The sequence below is a fragment of the Pseudomonas putida genome, assembly GCF_005080685.1.
GTDB classification, from domain to species: domain Bacteria; phylum Pseudomonadota; class Gammaproteobacteria; order Pseudomonadales; family Pseudomonadaceae; genus Aquipseudomonas; species Aquipseudomonas putida_V.
In genome coordinates, this window is the sequence record NZ_CP039371.1 from 5,816,013 (window position 1) to 5,839,492 (window position 23,480).

17 protein-coding genes and 1 pseudogene are annotated in these 23,480 nt (G+C 65.1%); 12 read left to right on the forward strand and 6 right to left on the reverse strand.

Annotated features, from left to right (window positions below):
• The first annotated feature begins 120 nt into the window (after positions 1–120).
• Positions 121–1,455 (forward strand): MATE family efflux transporter, encoded by a 1,335-nt coding sequence (locus E6B08_RS27025; protein ID WP_136916765.1) that lies wholly within the window; start codon positions 121–123, stop codon positions 1,453–1,455.
• A gap of 518 nt (positions 1,456–1,973) precedes the next feature.
• Here the strand turns inward: E6B08_RS27025 and E6B08_RS27030 are convergent.
• The 5 genes from E6B08_RS27030 to E6B08_RS27050 all read right to left on the reverse strand — a co-directional run bounded on the left by E6B08_RS27030 (position 1,974) and on the right by E6B08_RS27050 (position 6,933).
• A complete protein-coding gene (locus tag E6B08_RS27030) occupies positions 1,974–2,429 on the reverse strand; it encodes an REP-associated tyrosine transposase (RefSeq protein ID WP_136916766.1) in 456 nt (151 codons plus the stop codon).
• 153 nt (positions 2,430–2,582) lie between these two features.
• Positions 2,583–4,496, reverse strand: coding sequence for an arginine decarboxylase (speA, locus tag E6B08_RS27035; protein ID WP_136916767.1), 1,914 nt, complete (start codon positions 4,494–4,496; stop codon positions 2,583–2,585).
• 153 nt (positions 4,497–4,649) lie between these two features.
• Entirely contained in the window at positions 4,650–5,021 is a 372-nt protein-coding gene (locus E6B08_RS27040; protein ID WP_136916768.1) for a translation initiation factor Sui1, read from the reverse strand.
• Between the two features lie 305 nt (positions 5,022–5,326).
• Entirely contained in the window at positions 5,327–5,863 is a 537-nt protein-coding gene (locus E6B08_RS27045) for an NUDIX hydrolase (protein WP_136916769.1), read from the reverse strand.
• A 2-nt stretch (positions 5,864–5,865) separates the two neighbouring features.
• The gene (locus E6B08_RS27050; RefSeq protein ID WP_136916770.1) at positions 5,866–6,933 is read right to left on the reverse strand and encodes a DUF2333 family protein; all 1,068 of its coding nucleotides are present in this window, start codon (positions 6,931–6,933) and stop codon (positions 5,866–5,868) included.
• Positions 6,934–7,217: 284 nt separating this feature from the next.
• Between E6B08_RS27050 and E6B08_RS27055 the strand changes: the two genes are divergently transcribed.
• The 5 genes and pseudogenes from E6B08_RS27055 (at position 7,218) to accC (ending at position 13,741) form a co-directional block, all read left to right on the forward strand.
• Positions 7,218–9,179, forward strand: coding sequence for a methyl-accepting chemotaxis protein (locus E6B08_RS27055; RefSeq protein WP_136916771.1), 1,962 nt, complete (start codon positions 7,218–7,220; stop codon positions 9,177–9,179).
• Between the two features lie 222 nt (positions 9,180–9,401).
• Positions 9,402–11,176, forward strand: a pseudogene (locus E6B08_RS27060) (protein-disulfide reductase DsbD).
• Positions 11,177–11,355: 179 nt separating this feature from the next.
• Complete coding sequence (gene aroQ / locus E6B08_RS27065) at positions 11,356–11,808, forward strand: type II 3-dehydroquinate dehydratase (RefSeq protein ID WP_008093086.1); 453 nt, start codon at positions 11,356–11,358, stop codon at positions 11,806–11,808.
• Positions 11,809–11,909: 101 nt separating this feature from the next.
• The gene (gene accB, locus E6B08_RS27070; protein WP_136916772.1) at positions 11,910–12,368 is read left to right on the forward strand and encodes an acetyl-CoA carboxylase biotin carboxyl carrier protein; all 459 of its coding nucleotides are present in this window, start codon (positions 11,910–11,912) and stop codon (positions 12,366–12,368) included.
• 17 nt (positions 12,369–12,385) lie between these two features.
• Complete coding sequence (accC, locus tag E6B08_RS27075; RefSeq protein WP_070090425.1) at positions 12,386–13,741, forward strand: acetyl-CoA carboxylase biotin carboxylase subunit; 1,356 nt, start codon at positions 12,386–12,388, stop codon at positions 13,739–13,741.
• Positions 13,742–14,759: 1,018 nt separating this feature from the next.
• Here accC and E6B08_RS27080 read toward each other — a convergent pair.
• Positions 14,760–16,613, reverse strand: coding sequence for a sigma-54-dependent Fis family transcriptional regulator (locus tag E6B08_RS27080; RefSeq protein ID WP_136916773.1), 1,854 nt, complete (start codon positions 16,611–16,613; stop codon positions 14,760–14,762).
• Between the two features lie 278 nt (positions 16,614–16,891).
• Here E6B08_RS27080 and E6B08_RS27085 point away from each other — a divergent pair, with 278 nt between their 5' ends.
• The 6 genes from E6B08_RS27085 to E6B08_RS27110 all read left to right on the forward strand — a co-directional run bounded on the left by E6B08_RS27085 (position 16,892) and on the right by E6B08_RS27110 (position 23,462).
• Positions 16,892–17,947 carry an ATP-NAD kinase family protein gene (locus E6B08_RS27085; RefSeq protein ID WP_136916774.1) on the forward strand — a complete coding sequence of 352 codons (1,056 nt, stop codon included), beginning with the start codon at positions 16,892–16,894 and terminating at the stop codon, positions 17,945–17,947.
• Between the two features lie 23 nt (positions 17,948–17,970).
• Positions 17,971–18,948: a thiamine pyrophosphate-dependent dehydrogenase E1 component subunit alpha gene (locus E6B08_RS27090; RefSeq protein WP_136916775.1), complete on the forward strand. Its 978-nt coding sequence runs from the start codon at positions 17,971–17,973 to the stop codon at positions 18,946–18,948.
• 32 nt (positions 18,949–18,980) lie between these two features.
• A complete protein-coding gene (locus E6B08_RS27095; protein ID WP_136916776.1) occupies positions 18,981–20,003 on the forward strand; it encodes an alpha-ketoacid dehydrogenase subunit beta in 1,023 nt (340 codons plus the stop codon).
• Positions 20,000–21,106, forward strand: a complete 1,107-nt coding sequence (locus E6B08_RS27100; protein WP_136916777.1) for an acetoin dehydrogenase dihydrolipoyllysine-residue acetyltransferase subunit — start codon at positions 20,000–20,002, stop codon at positions 21,104–21,106. Before E6B08_RS27095 ends, E6B08_RS27100 begins: the two co-directional genes overlap by 4 nt.
• A gap of 190 nt (positions 21,107–21,296) precedes the next feature.
• Positions 21,297–22,175: a 50S ribosomal protein L11 methyltransferase gene (prmA, locus tag E6B08_RS27105; RefSeq protein ID WP_136916778.1), complete on the forward strand. Its 879-nt coding sequence runs from the start codon at positions 21,297–21,299 to the stop codon at positions 22,173–22,175.
• A 42-nt stretch (positions 22,176–22,217) separates the two neighbouring features.
• Positions 22,218–23,462, forward strand: coding sequence for a DUF3426 domain-containing protein (locus E6B08_RS27110; protein WP_136916779.1), 1,245 nt, complete (start codon positions 22,218–22,220; stop codon positions 23,460–23,462).
• Positions 23,463–23,480: the final 18 nt, after the last annotated feature.

Consider the following 23,480-nt stretch of genomic DNA (forward strand, 5'->3'; position numbering starts at 1 on the left):
TCAGCAACTATAACGTAACGACCGGCGCGATACCTGCGCCTGGCCGACGAATGAGACAGTGTTCGCACGCTTTGGTTGCCGGGCCGTTACAATGCGGCCTGCCTCGAATCAGGAACGACCATGTCCGTGTTAACCGACTGGCGCGACCGCCCTACCCACCGCAGGGTCTGGGCACTGGCCGCGCCGATGATCCTGTCCAACATCTCAGTGCCAATGGTGGCCCTGGTCGACAGCACCGTCATCGGCCACCTGCCCCATGCCCACCAGCTGGGCGCCGTGGCCGTGGGTGCTACCTTGTTCACCTTCATGGTCGGCCTGCTCGGGTTCCTGCGCATGGGCTCGACCGGATTCGCCGCCCAGGCGGCCGGGCGCGCCGATGGTGCGGCGCTGCGCCAGGTGTTGGCGCAAGGGTTGCTGCTAGCGGCCGGCCTGGGCCTGCTGATTGGCCTGCTCGCCCTGCCCTTCAGCCAGTTGGCCCTGCAGGCCATGCAGCCAAGCGCAGCGCTGCAGCAATCCACCGAGGCCTTCTTCCATACGCGCCTGCTCGGCCTGCCGGCGGCGCTGGCCAGCTACGCCCTGGTCGGTTGGTTCCTCGGCACGCAGAACGCGCGGGCGCCGCTGGCGATCCTGCTGACCACCAACCTGCTGAACATCGCGCTCAACCTCTGGTTCGTGCTGGGGCTGGACTGGGGCGTGTTGGGTTCGGCACGGGCATCGGTGATTGCCGAGTGGAGCGCCGCCTTGCTGGGCCTGGCCCTGACTCGCCCGGCGCTGCGCGCCTACCCCGGGCGCATCGCCTGGGCGGCGCTCAAGCGCTGGCAGGCCTGGCGCCCCCTGCTGGCGGTGAACCGCGATATCTTCCTGCGCAGCCTGGCGCTGCAGTTGGTGTTCCTGGCCATCACCGTACAGGGTGCGCGGCTGGGCGAAGCGACGGTGGCGGCCAATGCCCTGCTGCTCAACGGCCTGCTGCTTACCGCCTATGCCCTCGACGGCCTGGCGCATGCCGTCGAGGCGCTGTGCGGCCATGCCATCGGTGCGGGCGAGCGCACGACCTTGCGCCGCTCGCTGGTGGTCGCCGGGGGCTGGTCGCTGATCACCAGCCTCGGCTTCGCCGGCCTGTTCCTGCTCGCCGGGCACCTGTTCATCGACCTGCAAACCGACATCGACAGCGTGCGCGCAGCGGCCTACCCGTACCTGCCGTACCTGGCCGTGCTGCCGTTGGTTGCGGTGTGGAGCTACCTGTTGGATGGCTTGTTCATCGGCGCCACCCGGGCGCGGGAGATGCGCAATGCGATGCTGGTATCGGTGCTGATCGCCCTGCCCGTGGCATGGCTGATGAGCGGATTCGGCAACCATGGGCTGTGGTTGGCGTTTCTCGGCTTCATGGGATTGCGGGCGGTGACGCTGGGGTGGGTTGGGTGGCGGTTGCAGCAGAAAGGGCTCTGGATTCAATAATGCTGGGGCCGCCTTGCGGCCCTATCGCGACGCAAGGCCGCTCCCACTTCGATCGGCGTACGCAGGGCTTTGTGGGAGCAGCCTTGTATCGCGATATGAGGGCGCAGCCCTCACCTGCCCAACTACAGCAGGATTGCGGGCGGTGACGCTGGGGGGATTGGGTGGCGGTTGCAACAGAAAGGGCTCTGGATTCAATAATGCTGGGGCCGCCTTGCGGCCCTATCGCGACGCAAGGCCGCTCCCACCTCGAACGGTGTACGCAGGACTTTGTGGGAGCGGCCTTGTGTCGCGATATGAGGGCGCAGCCCTCACCTGCCCAACTACAGCAGGATTGCGGGCGGTGACGCTGGGGGGATTGGGTGGCGGTTGCAGCAGAAAGGGCTCTGGATTCAATAATGCTGGGGCCGCCTTGCGGCCCTATCGCGACACAAGGCCGCTCCCACTTCGATCGGCGTACGCAGGGCTTTGTGGGAGCAGCCTTGTATCGCGATATGAGGGCGCAGCCCTCACCTGCCCAACTAAAGCCACATGCAATCCCAATGCGGATACTCGCTTGCACGACTAACCAGCCCGGCTCGGATGGGGTTGGCAATGATATACCGCGCCACAGCCTTGATATCTTCCTCTCGCCGCAATGCACGATCATGAAAACCGGGCTGCCAGATATGGCGTCGATCAACCCCGGCTCGATACAGCGCGCAACTGCTTCGCGATTTGAATGCGCACATCAAATCGCTCAGACCGACATTACCCAACTCGATTAACCAATGCAGATGGTCAGGCATCAGAACCCAGGCCAGTGATTTGCACATCCTGTTTTCTTCGCTTGTTCGCAGTTGCTGAACGACGGCCCTCGCCAATCGAAAATCGTTGAACAGAGGGGTGCGATTCCGAGTGGCGGTGGTCACGAGATAAAGGCGCCCTGGCTCGGACCAGCGGCCTCGTCGCAGTAGATGGGAACTGGGACCGTCCATGTCGCTCTCCCTTGAACATTGCATTCAAAAGTACACGGCCAGATCTTGCTCGAAGATAAGAGATGATTACCGTGTGTGACTCAGGTGAGGGCTGCGCCCTCTTATCGCGACGCAAGGCCGCTCCCACAGAAAGAGCAGGAGCGGCCCTGGCGGTCAGGACGACAGGTAGGACGAACGGGTCAGGCCCAGGCGCAGCGCGTCGAGGAACTGGGTCCGCTCGCGGGCGCTGATCTTGGCGCTGGCAACCTTGTCGCGGTAGTGAGTCATCAGCTCCTCGGGCGACAGGTGCACGTAGCGCAGCATGTCCTCGATGGTGTCGTGGGTCTCGATACCCGCGTGGTACACGCTGCCATCGGCGTTCTGGTAGATGTTCACCGAGTCGGTGTCACCGAACAGGTTATGCATGTCGCCGAGAATCTCCTGGTAGGCGCCGACCAGGAACACACCAAGCAAATAGTCCTCGCCCTCCTTGACCGCATGCACCGGCATGCTGGTCTCGATGCTCTGCTCGTCGACGTACTGGTTGATCTTGCCGTCGGAGTCGCAGGTCAGGTCCTGCAGCACAGCGCGGCGCAGCGGCTCCTCGTCCAGGCGGTGCAGCGGGATGATCGGCAGCACCTGGCCGATGGCCCAGGTATCAGGCAGGCTCTGGAACACCGAGAAATTGCAGATGTACTTGTCGGCGAGCTTGTCGTTGAGCTCGTCCAGTACCTGGCGGTGCGAACGCTGGCGGGCCTTCAGCGAATTGTGCAGGCGACGGCAGACGGCGAAGTAGCACTGCTCGGCCAGGGCCTTCTCGGCCAGGGTGATCTTGCCATCGGCATACTGCGCCGCTACGTCGCCCAGGTAATGGGTGGCACGCCAGTAGGTCTCGGTGACCATCTCGATGTCGGTCGGGCCCAGCAGGTCGACCAGCCATTGCACGGTTTGCGGCAGGGCCTCCTTGTTCTCGATGGTCGGCACTTCGTCGTTGTGCTTCTCGACGTCGGTCACCTGGATCACCAACATCGCGTGGTGCGCGGTCAGCGAACGGCCACTTTCCGAGAAGATGTGCGGATGCGGCAGGCCCTGCGCGTCGCAGAACTCCTTGAGCATCCCCACCACCACGCCGGCATAGTCGTCCATGTCGTAGTTGATCGAGCTGGCGTTACGCGAATGGGTGCCGTCGTAGTCCACGCCCAGGCCGCCGCCGACGTCGATGTGATCGACCGGCAGGCCCAACGCACGCAGCTCGCCGTAGTAACGGATGGCTTCCTTGAAACCGTGCTGGTAGTCAGCCAAGTTGGCGATCTGCGAGCCCATGTGGAAGTGCAGCAGGCGGATGCCCTGATCCAGCCCTGCATCACGGAAACGCTGGACCACGGAAATCAACTGGGCAGCCGAAAGGCCGAACTTGGATTTTTCACCCCCGGTGTCGGCCCACTTGCTCGAGGCCAACGACGACAGGCGAACGCGCAGGCCGACCTGCGGCTTGACCTTGAGTTCGGCGGCCTCCTCGATCACCAGGGCGACCTCGGACTCCTTCTCGATGACAATGAACACGTTGTGGCCGAGCTTCTGGCCCATCAGCGCCAGGCGAATGAACTCACGGTCCTTGTAACCGTTGCAGACGATGGTACCGCCCTTGGGCGCCAGCGCCAGCACCGCCAGCAGTTCCGGCTTGGAACCGGCCTCCAGGCCGATCGACACGTTCTGCGTGGCGATGATGTTCTCCACCACCGCTTCCTGCTGGTTGACCTTGATCGGGTACAACGCGGTGTACTGGCTCTGGTATTCCAGGCGGGCGATGTTGGCATCGAACGCCCCGGTCAACTGGCGCACGCGGTCCTGCAGGATATCCGGGAAGCGCACCAGCAACGGCAGCGAAAGGCCGCTCTGACGCAGTTGGTCGACCTGCTCGAAGAGGTCGATGGGGGCACTGTCTGGGCCATTGGGGCGCACTTCGACGCGCCCGGCTTCATTGATGGCGAAATAACCAGCGCCCCAATGGCGGATACCATAAACACTGCGGCTGTCGGCCACGGTCCACTGGCTGCCATCATCTTTGCGTGTGCGTCGTACGGACATTCAAGTCCCCCATGAATAAGTCGAAGACACTGCCCCCGGCACGGTGGCGGGCGCAGTGTAAAAGCTGAAAATGACGATTCATCCGTGTGCAGTCATAGACCTTGCCCACGGGAACGAGTTTAGAAAGTGCTGGGCGAAAACGCGCGGACAGCTTCAGCCGCCGGACTTCTTCGCCTTGAAACCCTGCTTGGTCAGCTCGCCGATCAACAGTTCGACATGGTCGCCCTGGATCTCGATCACGCCCTCTTTCAGGGCGCCACCGGTACCGCAGCGACGCTTGAGCGTGCCGGCCAGCGCCTTGAGCTGGTCGAGGGGCAGCGGCACACCGGTGACGGTGGTCACGGTCTTGCCGCCACGGCCCTTGCTCTCGCGACGTACGCGGGCGATGCCGTCGCCTTCGGGGATGACCTGCTGCTTGCAGATGCAGGCATCCACCGGCTGGCCACAATCGGGGCAGTGCCGACCTGAATCGGTGGAGTAAACGAGACCGCCAAGGGCGGCGAAGGAAGAAGCTTTCTTGGCCACTTTTGATCCTCTGTGCTGAGGACAAAAACTGGTCGGCGGGTGCCGACCGCGAAGCCCCACTCTGGCAGGGGCGGCGCTACTGCCACACAACGTGCGACAGCCCGAAAAGGCCGCGCAGTGTAACGGTAATTGGTGCGATTGCTAAGTACTGGAATGCGCCATTTTGCGAATGTTTTGCGACCCCACGCAGGCTCGGAGGCTGCTCTGCAGCCTTTTCGCGACGCAAGGCCGCTCCCACTGCAAGCGACGCGGGTCTTGTGGGGGCGGCCTTGCGCCGCGAAAGGACCGCAAAGCGGTCCCTGCCGTCACCCGAGGCTGGCCTTGTACCGCTGCAACGCCGCCAACGAGTCGGGACAATACGGTTTTTCCAGGCTCTCGCGCTCAGCCTGCGCCAAGCTGACGAACCGCGCCTCGATCACTTCTTCGGGTTGCAGGCGCAAAGGCGCATCCGACACTGCCGAATACACCGCGCACCACAAGCGGTTATCCGGCTGATCGAAGTAGAACCGCTCATGAAAGCGCAGCTCGACGCCTTCGATCCCCAGCTCTTCGGCAAGCTCGCGCCGCGCCGAGTCGCTGTAGGCCTCGCCGGCCGCCACCATGCCGCCAGCCGCTACATCCCAGTAACCCGGATACAGCGCCTTGCTCAAGGTACGCCGGTGCACACACAGCTCGCCCGCGCCGTTGAACAGCAGGATGAACGTACATCGGCCGATCAGCCCACGCTCGCGCAGTTCCGCCCTGGGCAGCGCGCCGAGCACCTGGTCGGCCTCGTCCACCCAGGCCACCAGCTCGCGATCCGAAGCCGCCCGGTGAGCGGCCTCGGCGGGATCGATGGTCATGCTCAACCTTGCGACAGCAGCTGGCGCAGGTCGATGACCGCGGCGTTGGCGCGCGAAATATAGTTGGCCATCACCAGCGAGTGGTTGGCCCACATGCCGAAGCCGCTGCCATTGAGGACCATCGGGCTCCACAGCGGCTCCTGGGACGCCTCCAGCTCACGGATGATCTGGCGCACGCTGACCGTCGCGTTCTTCTTGGCCAGTACATCGGCGAAGTCGACTTCGATGGCACGCAACAGGTGCGACAGCGCCCAGGCCTGGCCACGGGCCTCGTAGAACACGTTGTCGATCTGCAGCCATGGGGTTTCGACCAGTTGCTCGTCCACCTGCGGCGCCTGGCCTGCGACCACCGATTCGGTCTTGAGCGTGGTATTGAGCTTGACCCGGCCAACGCTGGCCGACAGGCGCTGGGACAGCGAGCCCAGGCGGGTGGCCACGTCACCCAACCAGTTGTTCAGGTTGTCGGCACGGGTGTAGAAGATCGCCCCCTTGTCGCCAGCGGCAAGACGCGACTGGTAGCGGCTCAGCGACTTGATGCCTTCTTCGAATTCCGACTCGCTCGACGGCAGGATCCAGCTCTTGTTGTCGAAGTTGAAGCGCGGCTCGGCCTTGGCCAGGTCGGCATCCTCGGTGGACTGCGACTGGGAACGGGCGAAGTCCTTGCGCAGGGCTCGCGACAGGTCGCGTACCTGCACCAGCACGCCGTACTCCCAGCTTGGCATGTTGTCCATCCAGATGCCTGGCGGGAATCGGTCGTTGGAGATGTAGCCGCCCGGCTTGGTCAGCAGGGTGTCGGCGACTGTCTTGAGGGTCTCGATGGTGGTATAGCCCACCACCATCTGCTGGCCGTTGCGCTCGGCTGCGGCCTGGGCATTCTGCTGCACCGGGAACAGGTCGGGCTCTTCGCTCCAGTACCAGCCCAGGCCGATGCACACCAGCAGGTACAGGCCGATGAGGGTGCCCAGCGCACGGCTCCAGAGACCACCAAGATAGCTACGGGCGGCTGCGCCACGGCCATCGACGCGCTCGCGCGGCTCGGCTTTGGCCTCGCGGTTTTTCCAGTCCAGCATGGCTTTGTCCTTAATTTCAGTCACGACGGTTCAGGGGCTTGGACCACAGGCCTGTGCCAGGGTGCCATGGCATGCCCGTAGCGCAGCACTATAAAGCAGACACCGCCATAGGTATAAGCGACCAACTGCTACAGCGTGCAATATCGCAGCGACGCGGTGTCGCGCAGCGATAGAGGCACATTGCTACTTTTTTAGGGCGCCAGCCCCGGGTCGTCATCACCTGGTCACAAAACCGCAATAACTTCAGGCACCTACCTCCATCCCCTGGCAGGAAGTGCGTGGCTATGCGCCTGAAGTGGCTGACCAACCTCAATACCCTATTGCTTGTGACCGTGTGTATCGCCCTGGGCATGACGCTGTGGTGGTCGCAGCGGGCACTGGAGCGTCCCTACCAGTTGATGGAGCGCTACCTGGGCCTTTCGCAGCAGTTCCAGAACGGCTCGGCGCACAACATCCAGGCCTACCTGGGCAGTGGCGATGCCCTGCGCCATGCCGCGGCAGTCGACGCCAACCAGCAACTCAAGGCTTCGCTGACCGAGTGGCCCGAGGCGTTGGCGAGCAAGCTCAAGCCAAGCCTGGACAGCCTGCAGGCATTCACTGCCAACGAATTGCTGGCAGCCGGCAAGCTGGCCGGTGACCCGCAAGCACTGCTGCTGCAGGCCGAACGCGAGCTGGGGGCGAACTTCGAGCAACTGGCCGGCTACGCCCGCGACAGTGGCGGCCCCGAGGCCAACCGCTACCTGCCGCCGCTGCTCGATGCCACGGCCCATCTGGGCCGCCTGTCGCTGGCACGCGACAAGCTGGTCAGCAGCGGCCGCGCCGAGCTGGCCGAGGAAGTCGAGCGCGAACTGCAGCTGATCCGCGCCCAGGCCATGGTCATCGAGGGCCTGCCGCTACTGGGGGTGACCCGCGCCACCGAGTCCAACGCCGACGATTTCGCATCGATGATGGGCCTGCAGACCGAAGCCAGCGCCCAGCAGGAAGACGTGGCGGTGGGCCTCAAGCGCGAATTGCAGAGCCTGCTCACGCGCTACCCCGCCGAACTGCAGCGCACTCGCGAACAGATCGAGCGCCGTACCGTGCTGGCTGCCAGCACCAACCAGCGGCTCGAAGCCGTGCGCCAGGCCATCGCCGCCCTTGAGCCGGAGGTCCGCGCCCAGCATGCGCAGATCGCGAGCGAAGTGCGCCTCATGCAGGGGCTGATGATCGGCCTGATCCTGCTCATCGCCCTGCTCGTCGACACCCTCCAACGCCGCCTGGCGCGGACCCTCACCAGCCTGGCGCCAGCCCTGTCGCGTTGGGCCGAAGGCGACTTCGCCGCCCCCATCGCCCTGGGCCGGACCAACCGCGAATTGCATGACATCCAGGACTCGCTCAACCGCCTGCGCCAGTACCTGGTGGAACTGGTCGGCACCATCCGCCACAACGCCGAGCAGGTCGCGGGCAGCAGCCATGCCCTGGCCGGCATGAGCGCAGCGCTGCACGACGGCGCCGAACGCCAGGCTGGCGACACCGGGCAGATCCGCGATGCCCTGGGTGAACTCGAGGCGACCATCCAGCAGGTGGCCGGCGACGCCAGCGCCGCCGCGGATGCCAGCCGCGATGCCGGGCGCGCCGTGGAACAGGGGCAGACAGTGATCGGCCAGAGCCTGTCCGGATTGCGCGAACTGGTCGATGAGGTGCAGGGCAACGCCCGCATGATCGAGCAACTGGCCGAGGAATCGGCGACCATCGGAGGCGTGCTGACCGTGATCCGCTCGATTGCCGAGCAGACCAACCTGCTGGCGTTGAATGCCGCCATCGAGGCGGCGCGCGCCGGCGAGATGGGCCGGGGCTTCGCCGTGGTGGCCGACGAAGTGCGCTCGCTGGCCCAGCGCACCACGGGCGCCACGGGCGAGATCCAGGCGCTGATCGATCGCCTGCAGCAGGCCGCGCGGGAATCGGTGACCGGCATGCGCGCCCAGCTCGAACATGCCGAGGCCACCGCCGGCCAGGCCCAGGCGGCCGATGGCGCGTTGGATGAAATCGTCAGTGCGATCCGCACGATTTCCGACACCGCCGTGCGCATCGCCGATGTCACGGCCCAGCAATCCGGGGCGGTGAGCGAGATCCACGGGCACAGTGAGCGGATTCATGTGCTGGGGGAGGACAACCTGCAGCGCATAGGCGAGGGGCGTGAGCAAGGGGAGCAACTGCTGAGCCTTGGGGGTGAACTGAGTCGGGCAGTGCGGGCTTTCAGGGTTTGAACGTTTGTCTGAGCCGGCCCTTTCGCGGGACAAGCCCGCTCCCACAGGACTTCCATCGTTGCTGAAGTTGGCGGTGTACCTGTGGGAGCGGGCTTGTCCCGCGAAAGGGCCGGCACAGGCAACCTCCCGCCAGCGGCCATGTGTCGCCCCGCGCTCCGGCCCCCTGCCAAGCACCGTCAACTCCGTTATCATGCCCGGCACGTTCCACCTCGCGAGTTCGCCATGCGCCGCCTGTTTTTCCTGCTGTTCCTGCTGCTGGCCAGCCCCGCCTTCGCCACGGGCCTGCTCGACAACCGCCCAAGTGCCACCCTCGGCGCGGCATCGCTGGCCAACGATGCCGACTTTCTGCCCGTCCACGAGGCCTTCAAGCTGAGCCTGGTGCAGGCCGATGCCCAGACCATCAAGCTGCGCTTCGTCGCCACCGATGGCTATTACCTGTACCGCCACCGCTTCAACTTGCGCACCGAACCTGCCGACATCGCGCTCGGCGCACCCGTCATCCCCAAAGGTGAAGCCAAGCACGACGAGTTCTTCGGCGACGTCGAGGTGTACCACGGCGTGGTCGACATCGAGCTACCGCGCAAACCCGACGACAGCCGTGCCTTCACCCTGCTGGTGGGCTACCAGGGCTGCGCCGACAAAGGCCTGTGCTACCCCCCGGAGACCGAGCGACTGGACATCCCCGGCACCGGTGGTGGCAGCAAGAGCGCCGCGGGTGCGGTATGGAACTGGCAATCGCTGCTGCTGTTCTTCCTCGCCGGGGTCGGCCTGACCTTCACCCCTTGCGTGCTGCCCATGCTGCCGATTCTCTCCGGCGTGGTGCTGCGCGGCGCCGTCGGAGGCCTGCGCGGGCTGAGTCTATCGCTGGCCTACGTGCTGCCAATGGCCGCCTCGTTCGCAGTGCTCGGCGCGCTGATGGGCATGTTCGGCGCCAGCCTCAACCTGCAGGCGCGACTGCAGTCGGCCTGGGTGCTGGTGCCCTTCGCGCTGTTCTTCGCAGTGTTCGCACTGGCGATGTTCGGCCTGTTCGAACTCAAGTTGCCGCAAGCCCTGAGCAACCGCCTGGACCGCGTAGCCAACCGCACACAGGGCGGCTCGTTGCTGGGCGCGGCAGTGCTCGGCGTGCTCTCCAGCCTGCTGGTTTCGCCGTGCGTCTCGGCACCGCTGGCAGGGGCACTGCTGTACATCAGCGCCAGTGGCGATGCCCTGGGCGGTGCGCTCAAGCTGTTCGCCCTGGGCCTGGGCATGGGTGCCCCGCTACTGCTGGTGGCCACCGGCGGCGCTGCCTGGCTGCCCAAGAGCGGGCCTTGGCTGAACACGGTGAAAAACGCCATCGGCGTGCTGCTGCTGGGCCTGGCCATCGGCCTGCTCAGCCGCGTGCTGCCGGGGCCGCTGACATTGTTGCTGGTCGGCCTGCTGGCCGCCGGCGTGGCGCTGTTCCTCGGGGCGCTGGAGTTCGTGCCCAAGGCGCCGCGCCAGCGCCTGGCGCAACTGCTTGGCCTGGCCCTGCTGGTGTATGCACTGGCCTGCTGGTACGGGGCCCTCAGCGGCCAAGGCGATCCACTGCGCCACTGCCCGCGCCCGTCGTGGCCAGCAACGTCGCCAGCCCTGCCACCCAGGCCGGAGCCTGGCAGACCATCACCACCCCTGCCGCCCTCGATGCTGCACTGGCCGAGGCAAAGGCCGCCGGCCAACCGGTGTTGCTCGACTGGTACGCCGACTGGTGCATCAGTTGCAAGGTCATCGAACACGAAGTGCTCAATGCCGCCGAGGTGCAACCACAGTTGACCGCGTTCAAGCTGCTGCGCTTCGACATCACCGAGAGCAATGCCGAGCAGCGCGCCCTGCTCGACCGCTATCAGCTGTTCGGGCCGCCCGCGCTGTTGTTCTTTGCCGCGAACGGCAGCGAAATGACCGCCGATCGGGTGATTGGCGAGATAAACGCCGCCGAATTCGCAGAGATTCTCACGCGCGTGCACGACAAACTCGGTCTATAACTTCCCGCGGGCCGGGAGAAACGGCGAGATGAGTGACCAGATTTAAACATTTGGTCACATACTTCGCGCGAACCTCGGTCATCGTGCCGGCTATTGCCGGGAACTGGACACTTGCCGTCGCTTTACGGCACACTCGCCGCGCTGTGTCGAATTGCCCTACAAATCCAAGGAATCCGCAGATGGCAACCCTACTGGTGCTTCACGGCCCCAATCTCAACCTGCTCGGTACCCGCGAACCGGGCCACTACGGCGCCGTGACCCTGGCCCAGATCAACCAGGACCTGGAGCAGCGCGCCCGCGCCGCCGGCCACCACCTGCAGTATTTGCAGAGCAATGCCGAGTACGAGCTGATCGACCGTATCCACGCAGCACGCAACGAGGGTGTGGACTTCATCCTGATCAATCCGGCTGCTTTCACCCACACAAGCGTCGCATTACGTGACGCATTGCTTGCGGTGAGCATCCCATTCATCGAAGTGCACCTGTCCAACGTGCACAAACGCGAACCGTTCCGTCATCACTCCTACTTTTCCGATGTTGCCGTAGGGGTGATCTGCGGTCTGGGCGCCAGCGGTTATCGCCTGGCCCTGGAATCCGCGCTGGAACAACTGGCTGCCAACGCACAGCCCTGATGATTTAGAGACCTTGGCCCAGGTGGGCCGAGGTTCGAGCGAAACGTTCTGAACACGTTTTCAATTACGCCCCCTGACCGAACCTTGGGAGTTGATGATTAATGGATATCCGTAAAGTCAAGAAACTGATCGAACTGCTGGAAGAGTCTGGCATCGACGAGCTGGAGATCAAGGAAGGCGAAGAGTCGGTCCGTATCAGCCGCCACAGCAAGACCCCAGCCGCCCAGCAGTACTTCGCCCCGGCTCCGGTAGCCGCCGCGCCTGTTGCCGCTCCAGTCGCCGCTGCGCCAGTCGCCGAAGCCGCTGCCGCCGCCCCGGCCCTGAAAGGCACCGTGATCCGTTCGCCAATGGTCGGTACCTTCTATCGCAAGCCTTCGCCGACCTCGCCGAACTTCGCTGAAGTTGGCCAGAGCGTGAAGAAAGGCGACACCCTCTGCATCGTCGAAGCGATGAAGATGATGAACCACATCGAAGCCGATGTCGGCGGTGTCATCGACGCCATCCTGGTCGAAGACGGTCAGCCGGTTGAGTTCGACCAGCCGCTGTTCACCATCGTTTGAATCGCGGAGAGCCAACGATGTCTGGGAAGCTCGAAAAAGTCCTGATCGCCAACCGCGGGGAAATTGCCCTGCGGATCCTGCGTGCCTGCAAAGAACTGGGTATCAAGACCGTCGCCGTGCACTCCACGGCCGACCGTGAACTGATGCACCTGGGCCTGGCAGACGAGTCGGTCTGCATCGGCCCTGCATCGTCCAAGGATTCCTACCTGCACATCCCGGCGATCATCGCCGCCGCCGAAGTGACAGGTGCCACCGCCATCCACCCGGGTTACGGTTTCCTCGCGGAAAACGCCGACTTCGCCGAACAGGTGGAAAAATCCGGTTTCGCCTTCATCGGCCCGAAAGCCGACACCATTCGCCTGATGGGCGACAAGGTTTCGGCCAAGGACGCCATGATCAAGTCGGGCGTACCGACCGTACCAGGCTCCGATGGCCCGCTGCCGGAAGACGAAGAGGTCGCCCTGGCGATCGCCCGTGACGTCGGCTACCCGGTGATCATCAAGGCCGCCGGTGGCGGTGGTGGTCGCGGCATGCGCGTGGTGCACAAGGAAGAGGACCTGATCGCCTCGGCCAAGCTCACCCGCACCGAAGCCGGCGCTGCCTTCGGCAACCCGATGGTCTACCTGGAGAAGTTCCTGACCAACCCACGTCACGTGGAAGTGCAGGTGCTGTCCGACGGCCAAGGCAACGCCATCCATCTGGGCGACCGCGACTGCTCGCTGCAGCGTCGTCACCAGAAGGTCCTGGAAGAAGCACCGGCACCCGGCATCGACGAGAAGGCCCGCCAGGAAGTCTTCAAGCGTTGCGTGGACGCGTGCATCGAGATCGGCTATCGCGGTGCCGGCACCTTCGAATTCCTGTACGAGAACGGCCGTTTCTACTTCATCGAGATGAACACCCGTGTGCAGGTTGAGCACCCGGTGTCGGAAATGGTCACCGGTATCGACATCGTCAAGGAGATGCTCAGCATCGCCGCTGGCAACAAGCTGTCGATCCGCCAGGAAGACGTGGTCATCCGTGGTCACTCGCTGGAGTGCCGGATCAACGCCGAAGACCCGAAGAAGTTCATTCCGAGCCCAGGCAAGGTCAAGCACTTCCACGCGCCGGGCGGCAATGGCGTACGCGTCGATTCGCACCTGTACAGCGGTTACTCGGTTCCGCCGAACTACGACTCGCTGATCGGCAAGCTGATCACCTACGGCAAGGACCGCGACGAAGCCATGGCGCGCATGCGCAATGCCCTGGACGAGATCGTCGTCGACGGCATCAAGACCAACATCCCGCTGCACCGCGACCTGGTGCGTGATGAAGGTTTCTGCAAAGGCGGCGTGAACATCCACTACCTCGAGCACAAACTGGCCAACCAGGAGTGATCGCGCTAGCGTGATGTCATGCACGAAAAACCCCGGCCTGGTGCCGGGGTTTTTTTATGGTTTTTCACGGATTGTCGGGGAGCTTGGCTTGGCTTGGCTTGGCTTGGCTTGGCTTGGCTTGGCTTGGCTTGGCTTGGCTTGGCTTGGCTTGGCATTTAGATCGTGAGCTGATCCATTGTGTGTAGCGGCGCTACTGGCCCCTTCCGCCTTTACGGCGGGCTCCTTTGTTCTTGGACAAAGGAGCGCAAAACCGCTTGCTCCCACATACGGCCCCTACGCTGCGCTTCGGGGTTCCCTCGCTTCGGCGGCTTGCGGGCCCGCGCGGCCTACGACTTGCTCCGCAAGTCTACATCTCGCGCCTTCGGCTACGCCGAAGGGTGCTGCGCACCTGGCCCTCCAGCCGCCTACGCTCGGCCTCCTGAGGTCGCGGGTAGATCAAGATCAACAGCCAGATCAAAAGCCAGAGCAATGGCAGGCGAATCGCTGCGCTCTCGCTGTTTACCTATCGCTTTGTGTTGCAGCGGATAGCGCGGTGTCTCTTTCGAAGATAACGCCAGTGCAGGCGCCGCCCCTAACTTCGCGACGTCAGGAGGCCGAGCGTAGGCGCCTGTAGGGCCAGGTGCGCAGCACCCTTCGGCGTAGCCGAAGGCGCGAGATGTAGACTTGCGCAGCAAGTCGTAGGCCGCGCGGGCCCGGAAGGCGCCGTAGCGAGGGGACCCGTAGCGAAGCGGAGGGCCGGATGCAGGAGCGAGCGGTTTTGCGTCCCTTTTGCCAAGACAAAAGGGACCCGCCGTAAAGGCGGAAGGGGCCAGTAGCGCCGCTACACACAATGGATCAGCTCACGATCTAAATGCCAAGCCAAGCTCCCCGACAAACACACCACTGAGTTAACCGCTGCTGCAGGACATCGATATCGTTCATGGGAGAGCACTCGAATGATTGAAGAGGCCTCCACCTTAAAGTCGTCTCTTGCACGCCATCAGATACATATGTCTCACGTCACCTACAAAGCAGGCTGTCACCCTTTCATCCGCGGCATCTCGATCCGATGCTCATGCACCCGTCGATACAAGGTCGCCCGCGAAATCCCCAACGCCCGCGCCGCTTCCGCCGGCTTCCAGCGATGGCGGATCAAGGCATCGAGCAACAGTTGCCGAGCAGGGCTGGAGGTCCCGACCTGCGCCGAAGGCACGGCATCGCCGCGCAGCTCCTGTGGAAGGTTCTCCAAACCCACCTGCCCACCCTCGCTGACCGCGCAGGCATAGCGCAAAACCTGACGCAGCTGGCGCAGGTTTCCGGGCCAGCGATAGACCAGCAGCGCCTGCAACGCATCGTCGGCCAGCGTCACATCCACGCCACAAGCATCCGCCTCTTCAACCAGCAAACGATGAATCAACCCCAGGCGATCCTCGCGCTCGCGCAGGGCCGGGAGCTCGAAACGGGCATTGGCCAGGCGGTAATACAGGTCTTCACGAAAGCGCCCTTCGCCGACCATCGCCCCCAGGTCGCGGTGGGTGGCGCAGATCACCTGGATGTCCACCCGCTCGCGCCGCGCCGCGCCAAGCGGCGCCACCTCGCCTTCGGCCAGCACCCGCAGCAAACGGGTTTGCAAGCCCAGTGGCATGTCGCCGATCTCATCGAGGAACAAAGTGCCGCCATCGGCCTGCTGCAACAGCCCTTGCATGCCCTTGCTCGACGCGCCAGTGAACGCCCCGGCGACATAGCCGAACAGCTCGCTCTCGATCAGGTTTTCGGGGATGGCCGCGCAATTGAGGGGCACGAAGGGCCCCGCGCTGCGCTGGCTCTGCTGGTGCAACTGGCGGGCGAAGACTTCCTTGCCGACCCCAGTCTCGCCCTGCACCAGCACTGCCAGGTTGCAGTCCTTGACCCGCGTGGCCAGCCTCAGATGCTGTTCGATGCGCGGATCCTGCGGTTGTTGCAAAGGCTGCACCCGCCCTCGTCGCTGCGGCGCGCTGATGCGCCCGTAGAGTCCGCCCCAACCCGGCAGTCGCTGGGCCGAAGCGTCGCTGGCGCGGTGCAACTGGTCCATGTCGAACAGCTCGCCGATGTGCTCGGGCAAACGCCCGTGGCGCGCCAGCAGGCGTTCGCGGGCCAGGCTGTTGATCGCCTGCAAGCGGCCTTCGCCATCCCAGGCCAGCAGATAGTCGGGCTGGCTCTCCACGTAGCCAGGGGTGCCATGGGCACGCATCACCCAGTGCCCCTGGACGCTGTGCATGAAGAAGGCGTTTTCGATCTCCCGAGCGGTCTGCTCGACCAGTTGCAAGATCAGGTGTTGGCTGCGCCGGTCATCCGGCGATTGCAAGGCCGACACATCCACAACACCCAACAGTTCACCACAAGGGTCGAACACCGGCGCCGCGGTGCAGGTCAGGCCAATGAACGCGGCGCGAAAATGGTCGCGCTTGTGCACCGTGGCAGGCGCCTTGCTGGTCAGCACCGCCGCCACTCCGCAGGTGCCCTCTTCGCCTTCCGACCAACAGGTGCCCAGGTACAGCCCGGCCTTGCGGCAGTCGTTGCGAATGGCCGACTCGACCCGGTAGTCGATGGTGCGCCCCTGGGCATCGGTCAGCAGCACGCAGTAGTCGGCACCGCGTACACGCTGGTGCAGGCGCGCCACGGCATCGCTGGCGATGCGCAGGAACAGTTCGGCGCGCTCGCGGCATTCGTTGAGCAGGGTCTGGGAAAGGATGCGCGGCCCCTGCTGGGACCCGGGGTCGAGTCGGTACAGCTCCATGGAACGGCGCCATGAATCGAGGATCAGCGGCGGCACCGGTGCCTGGGGCAGGCGCTCGGCGTTTTTCAGCACCCGGCTGATGCAATCGACATGGGCTCGGGAGTTCGCGGCAAGCATGAGGCCTCCGGTTCCTGTTGTTCTTGTCGTTGTCCGGCCATTAAGCGCCTGCCGCCGAGCCCCGACAAGCGCCGCGTGATTACCGGTGGGCTTGAGACGCTGCGTCTCAGCGTCTCGCCCAGGCCCGGCCGCCGCTGGCACGCAGCGTCTCCCCGGGCATGCGACCTCGCCCTGTGCGGTATCGCCTCGAACGCTCTGCAACGGTGCTTTCAGGCAACCCGAGAAAAGCTGGCACCGCGCTTGCTCAAGCCCAGACACACAAGAATACGAGGTGCGCCATGCCGCAACCCGCCATTACCGTCGGGATCATTGCCAACCCTGCCTCGGGCCGCGACCTGCGCCGCCTGACCGCCAACGCCGGGCTCTACTCCAGCACCGACAAGGCCTCGGCCATCCAGCGCCTGCTCGCCGCCTTCGGTGCCACGGGTGTGACCAAGGTGCTGCTGCCAAGCGACATGACCGGCATCGCTGCCGCGGTACTCAAAGCCAGTGAGGGCCCGCTGGCCCGCGACCAGCACTGGCCGCCCCTGCAAATCCTCGAACTGCCCTTGACCCAGACTGTCAGCGATACCCGCCTGGCCACCCGACAGATGGTCGAGCACGGCGTCGTCCTGATCGCCGTGCTCGGCGGCGACGGCACGCACAAGGCGGTCGCCGCCGAAGCCGGCGACACGCCGCTACTGACCCTGTCCACCGGCACCAACAATGCCTTTCCGGAACTGCGCGAGGCCACCAGTGCGGGCCTGGCTGGCGGGCTGGTCGCCTGTGGCCGCATTCCTGCCAGCATCGCCCTGCGCCGCAACAAGCGCCTGCTGGTGGAGGTAGCGCAACAGGCCGTGCGCGAATGGGCGCTGGTCGAGGTAGCCGTCTCGCCGCAACGCTTCATCGGCGCCCGCGCCCTCAGCCGCAGCGAAGACATCAGCGAAGTCTTCGCCTGCTTCGCCGAACCCCACGCCATCGGCCTGTCAGCGCTGTGCGGCCTGTGGTGCCCTGTGAGCCGCCAGGCCACGCATGGCGCCTGGGTGCGCCTCAATCCGGGTGCAGAGCACGCCCTGATCGCGCCATTGGCGCCGGGCCTGCTGCACGGTTGTGGCGTTACCGCCAGCGGCACGCTGCCGCCTGGCGTACCTCACCGCCTAAGCCTTGCGGCCGGCACCCTGGCCCTGGACGGCGAGCGCGAGATCGAGTTCGCCGAAGGCGACACGCCCACCGTCACCCTCGACTTGCACGGGCCCTTGAGCGTCGACGTCGAGGCCGTGCTGGCACATGCCGCTCGCCATCACTTGCTGGCCGTCGCGCACGGCCATCGGCTGCACCCCGCAACCCTCTGTTGAGACAAACCCTGGAGAACAACAAGATGTCCACTCAGCTCAGTTCAGACCAATTGCTGCATGCCTATGAAGTGATGCGCACCATCCGCGCCTTCGAGGAACGCCTGCACGTGGAGTTCGCCACGGGCGAGATCCCCGGCTTCGTCCACCTCTATGCCGGTGAAGAGGCCTCGGCCGCCGGCGTGATGGCGCACCTGCGCGACAGCGACTGCATCGCCTCGACCCACCGTGGCCACGGTCACTGCATCGCCAAGGGCGTCGACGTGTACGGCATGATGGCCGAGATCTACGGCAAGAAGACCGGCGTGTGCGGTGGCAAGGGCGGCTCGATGCACATCGCCGACCTGGAAAAGGGCATGCTCGGCGCCAACGGCATCGTCGGCGCCGGAGCCCCCCTGGTGGCCGGTGCCGCGCTGGCGGCCAAGATCAAGGGCAACGACGATGTGGCCGTGGCCTTCTTCGGGGACGGCGCCTCCAACGAAGGCGCGGTGTTCGAGGCTATGAACCTGGCCTCGATCATGAACCTGCCCTGCATCTTCGTCGCCGAGAACAATGGCTACGCCGAAGCCACCGCCTCGAACTGGTCGGTGGCCTGCGACCATATCGCCGACCGCGCCGCCGGCTTCGGCATGCCTGGCGTGACCATCGACGGTTTCGACTTCTTCGCCGTGCACGAGGCCGCAGGCGCCGCCATCGACCGCGCCCGCGCAGGCCAAGGCCCGTCGCTGATCGAAGTCAAGCTCAGCCGCTACTACGGCCACTTCGAAGGCGATGCGCAGACCTATCGCGCAGCGGACGAGGTGAAGAACCTGCGCGAAAGCCGCGACTGCCTGATGCAGTTCCGCAACAAGACCACCCGCGCCGGCCTGCTACAGGCCGCGCAACTCGATGCCATCGACGCACGCGTCGACGACCTGATCGAAGACGCCGTGCGCCGCGCCAAGTCCGATCCCAAGCCGCAACCCGCCGACCTGCTCAACGACGTCTACGTCACCTATCCCTGAGCCCGAAGAACAAGAACGACAGGAGAATCACCATGGCTAGAAAGATCAGCTACCAGCAGGCCATCAACGAGGCCCTGGCCCAGGAGATGCGCCGTGACAACACGGTGTTCATCATCGGCGAAGACGTGGCCGGTGGCGCCGGTGCCCCTGGCGAGGAAGACGCCTGGGGCGGCGTGCTCGGCGTGACCAAGGGCCTCTACCCGCAGTTTCCCGGCCGCGTGCTGGATGCACCGCTCTCCGAGATCGGCTATGTCGGGGCTGCCGTCGGCGCCGCTACCCAAGGCCTGCGCCCGGTCTGCGAACTGATGTTCGTCGACTTCGCCGGTTGCTGCCTGGACCAGATCCTCAACCAGGCGGCGAAGTTTCGCTACATGTTCGGCGGCAAGGCAATCACCCCCCTGGTGATGCGCACCATGTACGGCGCCGGCCTGCGTGCTGCCGCCCAGCATTCGCAAATGCTCACCTCGCTGTGGACGCACATCCCCGGCCTGAAGGTGGTGTGCCCATCCTCGCCCTACGACGCCAAGGGCTTGTTGATCCAGGCGATCCGCGACAACGACCCGGTGATCTTCTGCGAGCACAAGCTGCTCTACGGCATGCAAGGCGAAGTGCCCGAAGAGGTGTACACCGTGCCCTTTGGCGAAGCCAATTTCTTGCGCGACGGCGAGGACGTGACCCTGGTGACCTACGGGCGCATGGTCCACGTGGCACTGGAGGCGGCCAACAACCTGGCCCGTCAGGGTATCGACTGCGAAGTGCTGGACCTGCGCACCACCAGCCCGCTGGACGAGGACAGCATCCTGGAAAGCGTGGAAAAGACCGGCCGCCTGGTGGTCATCGACGAAGCCAACCCACGCTGCTCGATGGCCACCGACATCAGCGCCCTGGTCGCCCAGAAAGCCTTCGCGGCGCTCAAGGGCCCGATCGAGATGGTCACTGCGCCGCACACGCCGGTGCCGTTCTCCGATGCCCTGGAAGACCTGTACATCCCCGACGCTGCGAAGATCGAGGCAGCGGTACGCAAGGTGATCGAAGCTGCAAGGAGCGCCGCATGAGCCAGATCCATACCTTGACCATGCCCAAATGGGGGCTCTCGATGACCGAGGGCCGGGTCGATACGTGGCTGAAGCAGGAAGGCGACGAAATCACCAAGGGTGACGAAGTGCTGGACGTCGAGACCGACAAGATCAGCAGCAGTGTCGAGGCGCCGTTCGCTGGCGTACTGCGGCGCCAGGTGGCAAAGCCAGACGAAACCCTGCCGGTCGGCGCCCTGTTGGCGGTGGTCGTGGAAGGCGAAGTGGAAGAGGTTGAAATCGACGCGGTGGTGCAACGCTTCCAGGCCGAGTTCGTCGCCCAGGGCGGCGCCGACCAGGCCCAAGGTCCCGAGCCGCAGAAGGCCGAGGTGGCCGGTCGCCTGCTGCGCTGGTTCGAGCTTGGCGAGGGCGGTACGCCGCTGGTGCTGGTGCACGGCTTTGGTGGCGATCTCAATAACTGGCTGTTCAACCACCCGGCGCTGGCGGCCGAGCGCCGGGTCATCGCCGTGGACCTGCCAGGGCATGGCGAGTCGGCCAAGGCGTTGCAGCAGGGCACGCTGGATGAGCTGAGTGAAGCCGTGCTGGCATTGCTCGATCACCTGGACATTCCTCGCGCCCACTTCGCCGGGCACTCCATGGGCGGGGCGGTGTGCCTGAACGTGGCACGCCTGGCCCCGCAACGGGTGGCCAGCCTGGGCCTGGTGGCCAGCGCGGGGCTCGGCGAGGCGATCAATGGCAGTTACCTGCAAGGCTTCGTCGCGGCCGCCAACCGCAACGCCCTGAAGCCGGCGATGCTGCAATTGTTCGCCGACCCTGGTTTGGTGACCCGGCAGATGCTCGAAGACATGCTCAAGTTCAAGCGTCTGGAGGGAGTCGATCAAGCATTGCGCCAGCTTGGCGCGGCGCTCGCCGAAGGCGACCGCCAGCGGTATGACCTGCGTGACGTGCTGGGCCAGCATCCGTCCCTGGTGATCTGGGGCGCCGAGGACGCGATCATCCCGGCGGCGCATGCGCAGGGGCTGGAGGCCGAGGTGCTGGTGGTGCCGGGGGTTGGCCACATGGTGCAGATGGAGGCCGCGGAGCAGGTGAACCAGAAACTGCTGGAATTCCTGCGAGCGCATTGATCCGTCCTGGCCAATTCGCGGGCAGGCCCACGCCTACAGGAAGTCGCCGCTCATCCTGTGGGAGCGGGCTTGCCCGCGAAGAAGCCCACGCGGTCTGAGCCCCTCCTCTACAAACCCCCTGCACTCGCGTAAACTGCCAGCCTTCGCGCAGCCTCGGGCTGCCCCTGTCGATTTACCAAAGGTGCCCGCCATGCCCTGGCTGCAAGTACGCCTGGCCATCAGCCCGGAACAAGCCGAAACCTATGAAGACGCCCTGCTCGAAGTAGGTGCCGTCTCGGTCACGTTCATGGACGCCGAAGACCAGCCGATCTTCGAACCCGACCTCAACACCACCCCGCTGTGGTCGCACACCCACCTGCTGGCGCTGTTCGAAGCCGATGCCGACCCAGAGCAGGTATTCGCCCACCTGCGCCTGCTAACCGCCGACGCGCTGCCCGAGCACCAGGCCGAGGTGATCGAGGACCAGGATTGGGAACGCAGCTGGATGGACAACTTCCAGCCCATGCGTTTCGGCCAGCGCCTGTGGATCGTGCCAAGCTGGCATGACGCGCCGGAGAAGGATGCGGTCAACCTGCTGCTCGACCCAGGCCTGGCGTTCGGCACCGGCACCCATCCCACCACCGCGCTGTGTCTGGAGTGGCTCGACGGCCAGCAGCTCGACGGTACCCAGGTGCTGGACTTCGGCTGCGGCTCGGGCATCCTGGCCATCGCCGCGTTGCTCTTGGGCGCCCGCGAGGCGGTCGGTACCGACATCGACGTGCAGGCCCTCGAAGCCTCGCGCGACAATGCCGGGCGCAACGGCATTGCCGACGAAAAGCTCGCCCTGTACCTGCCCGAGCACATGCCGGCCATGCAGGCCGACGTGCTGGTCGCCAATATCCTGGCTGGCCCGCTGGTCTCGCTGGCGCCGCAATTGTCCGGCCTGGTCCGCCCTGGCGGCCTGCTGGCATTGTCCGGCATCCTCGCCGAACAGGGTGAAGAAGTGGCCGCGGCCTACGCCGCCGACTTCGCGCTCGACCCGATCGTCGTACGCGACGGCTGGGTGCGCATCAGTGGTCGGCGCCGCTAAGCGGGCCTAGACTAACCCTCTGCACAGCTCCCGGATCGCCGCATGACCGACAGTTTCGTCACCCAGTGCCCGCATTGCCAGACCAGCTTTCGCGTCACCCATCACCAACTGAGCGTGGCGCGTGGTGTCGTGCGTTGCGGGCAGTGCCTGCAGGTGTTCAACGCGGCGAAGCAGTTGCTGGAGCAAAACCGCGCGCTGCCTGCCAGCGCGCCGACGGCGCCCGCACCGGTAGCGGCCATCCCCCCAGCCGCGCCGGCCAGCGAGCCAGTCGCCGAGCCACGTGAGGACTGGGCCCTGACCGCCCAGGCACTCGACGAACTCGACCTGGATGAGGAACTGGCGCGCCTGGAACGCCGCAGCGAAGCGGCCGACAAACCATTCGGCACCGCCACCGAGGCCCCCGTCGAAGCCCGGAAAGACCACGGCGACGAACCGATGCTGGTGGAGCCCGCGCAAGACCTGGACCTCGAGTCGGCCCCCGGTGATCGGACCGAGCCGACCCTGGGGACCGCTGTCGACCTCGATATCGACGACGTCCACGCGCCTCACGCCCTCGAACGCGACGTCGACACGCATGACGATGACGAGCCAATCCACGAAACCGGTCTGAGTGCCCGGGACGATGACGAACCCGAGCTGCATGTGTCAGCCCGGGATGACGACGATGTCGATGTCATCGCGCCACTGCCCATGGAGCGCCTGGAACCTGGCCTGGCGGCCAAGGCCGAGCGGCCCTCGCGCAAGGAGCCGCTGGTCGACGTGGTCGACGACCCGCTGCAACTGGACTGGGAAAAACCCCAGGCCAACTGGGGGCGGCGCCTGCTGTGGGGCCTGCTGACCCTGCTGGCCGCCGGCTTGCTGGCGTTCCAGTACGTGTGGTTCCACTTCGACGAACTGGCCCGTCAGGACCAGTACCGGCCGATCTTCCAGCAGGTGTGCCCGATGTTCGGCTGTCAGGTGCCGACCCGCGTCGATATCGCCCGGATCAAGAGCAGCAACCTGGTGGTCCGTAGCCATCCCGACTTCAAGGGGGCGCTGATCGTCGACGCGATCATCTACAACCGCGCGCCCTTCGCCCAGCCATTCCCGCTGCTCGAGTTGCGTTTCGCCGACCTCAACGGCCAACTGATCGCCAGCCGTCGCTTCAAGCCCAGCGAGTATCTGTCTGGCGAACTGGCAGGACGTGGCGAAATGCCCAGCCAGACGCCGATCCACATCGCCCTGGACATCCTCGACCCAGGCCCCAAGGCCGTGAACTACAGCCTGAGCTTCCGCTCGCCGGAATAACGGGCACGATTGCCGGGG

What these genes read in the sequence shown, in the direction of transcription:
- E6B08_RS27025 (WP_136916765.1), top strand. Translation starts at nt 121, where the DNA reads ATGTCCGTGTTAACCGACTGGCGCGACCGCCCTACCCACCGCAGGGTC.
- E6B08_RS27030 (WP_136916766.1), bottom strand. Translation starts at nt 2,429, where the DNA reads ATGGACGGTCCCAGTTCCCATCTACTGCGACGAGGCCGCTGGTCCGAG.
- speA (WP_136916767.1), bottom strand. Translation starts at nt 4,496, where the DNA reads ATGTCCGTACGACGCACACGCAAAGATGATGGCAGCCAGTGGACCGTG.
- E6B08_RS27045 (WP_136916769.1), bottom strand. Translation starts at nt 5,863, where the DNA reads ATGACCATCGATCCCGCCGAGGCCGCTCACCGGGCGGCTTCGGATCGC.
- E6B08_RS27050 (WP_136916770.1), bottom strand. Translation starts at nt 6,933, where the DNA reads ATGCTGGACTGGAAAAACCGCGAGGCCAAAGCCGAGCCGCGCGAGCGC.
- E6B08_RS27055 (WP_136916771.1), top strand. Translation starts at nt 7,218, where the DNA reads ATGCGCCTGAAGTGGCTGACCAACCTCAATACCCTATTGCTTGTGACC.
- aroQ (WP_008093086.1), top strand. Translation starts at nt 11,356, where the DNA reads ATGGCAACCCTACTGGTGCTTCACGGCCCCAATCTCAACCTGCTCGGT.
- accB (WP_136916772.1), top strand. Translation starts at nt 11,910, where the DNA reads ATGGATATCCGTAAAGTCAAGAAACTGATCGAACTGCTGGAAGAGTCT.
- accC (WP_070090425.1), top strand. Translation starts at nt 12,386, where the DNA reads ATGTCTGGGAAGCTCGAAAAAGTCCTGATCGCCAACCGCGGGGAAATT.
- E6B08_RS27080 (WP_136916773.1), bottom strand. Translation starts at nt 16,613, where the DNA reads ATGCTTGCCGCGAACTCCCGAGCCCATGTCGATTGCATCAGCCGGGTG.
- E6B08_RS27085 (WP_136916774.1), top strand. Translation starts at nt 16,892, where the DNA reads ATGCCGCAACCCGCCATTACCGTCGGGATCATTGCCAACCCTGCCTCG.
- E6B08_RS27090 (WP_136916775.1), top strand. Translation starts at nt 17,971, where the DNA reads ATGTCCACTCAGCTCAGTTCAGACCAATTGCTGCATGCCTATGAAGTG.
- E6B08_RS27095 (WP_136916776.1), top strand. Translation starts at nt 18,981, where the DNA reads ATGGCTAGAAAGATCAGCTACCAGCAGGCCATCAACGAGGCCCTGGCC.
- E6B08_RS27100 (WP_136916777.1), top strand. Translation starts at nt 20,000, where the DNA reads ATGAGCCAGATCCATACCTTGACCATGCCCAAATGGGGGCTCTCGATG.
- prmA (WP_136916778.1), top strand. Translation starts at nt 21,297, where the DNA reads ATGCCCTGGCTGCAAGTACGCCTGGCCATCAGCCCGGAACAAGCCGAA.
- E6B08_RS27110 (WP_136916779.1), top strand. Translation starts at nt 22,218, where the DNA reads ATGACCGACAGTTTCGTCACCCAGTGCCCGCATTGCCAGACCAGCTTT.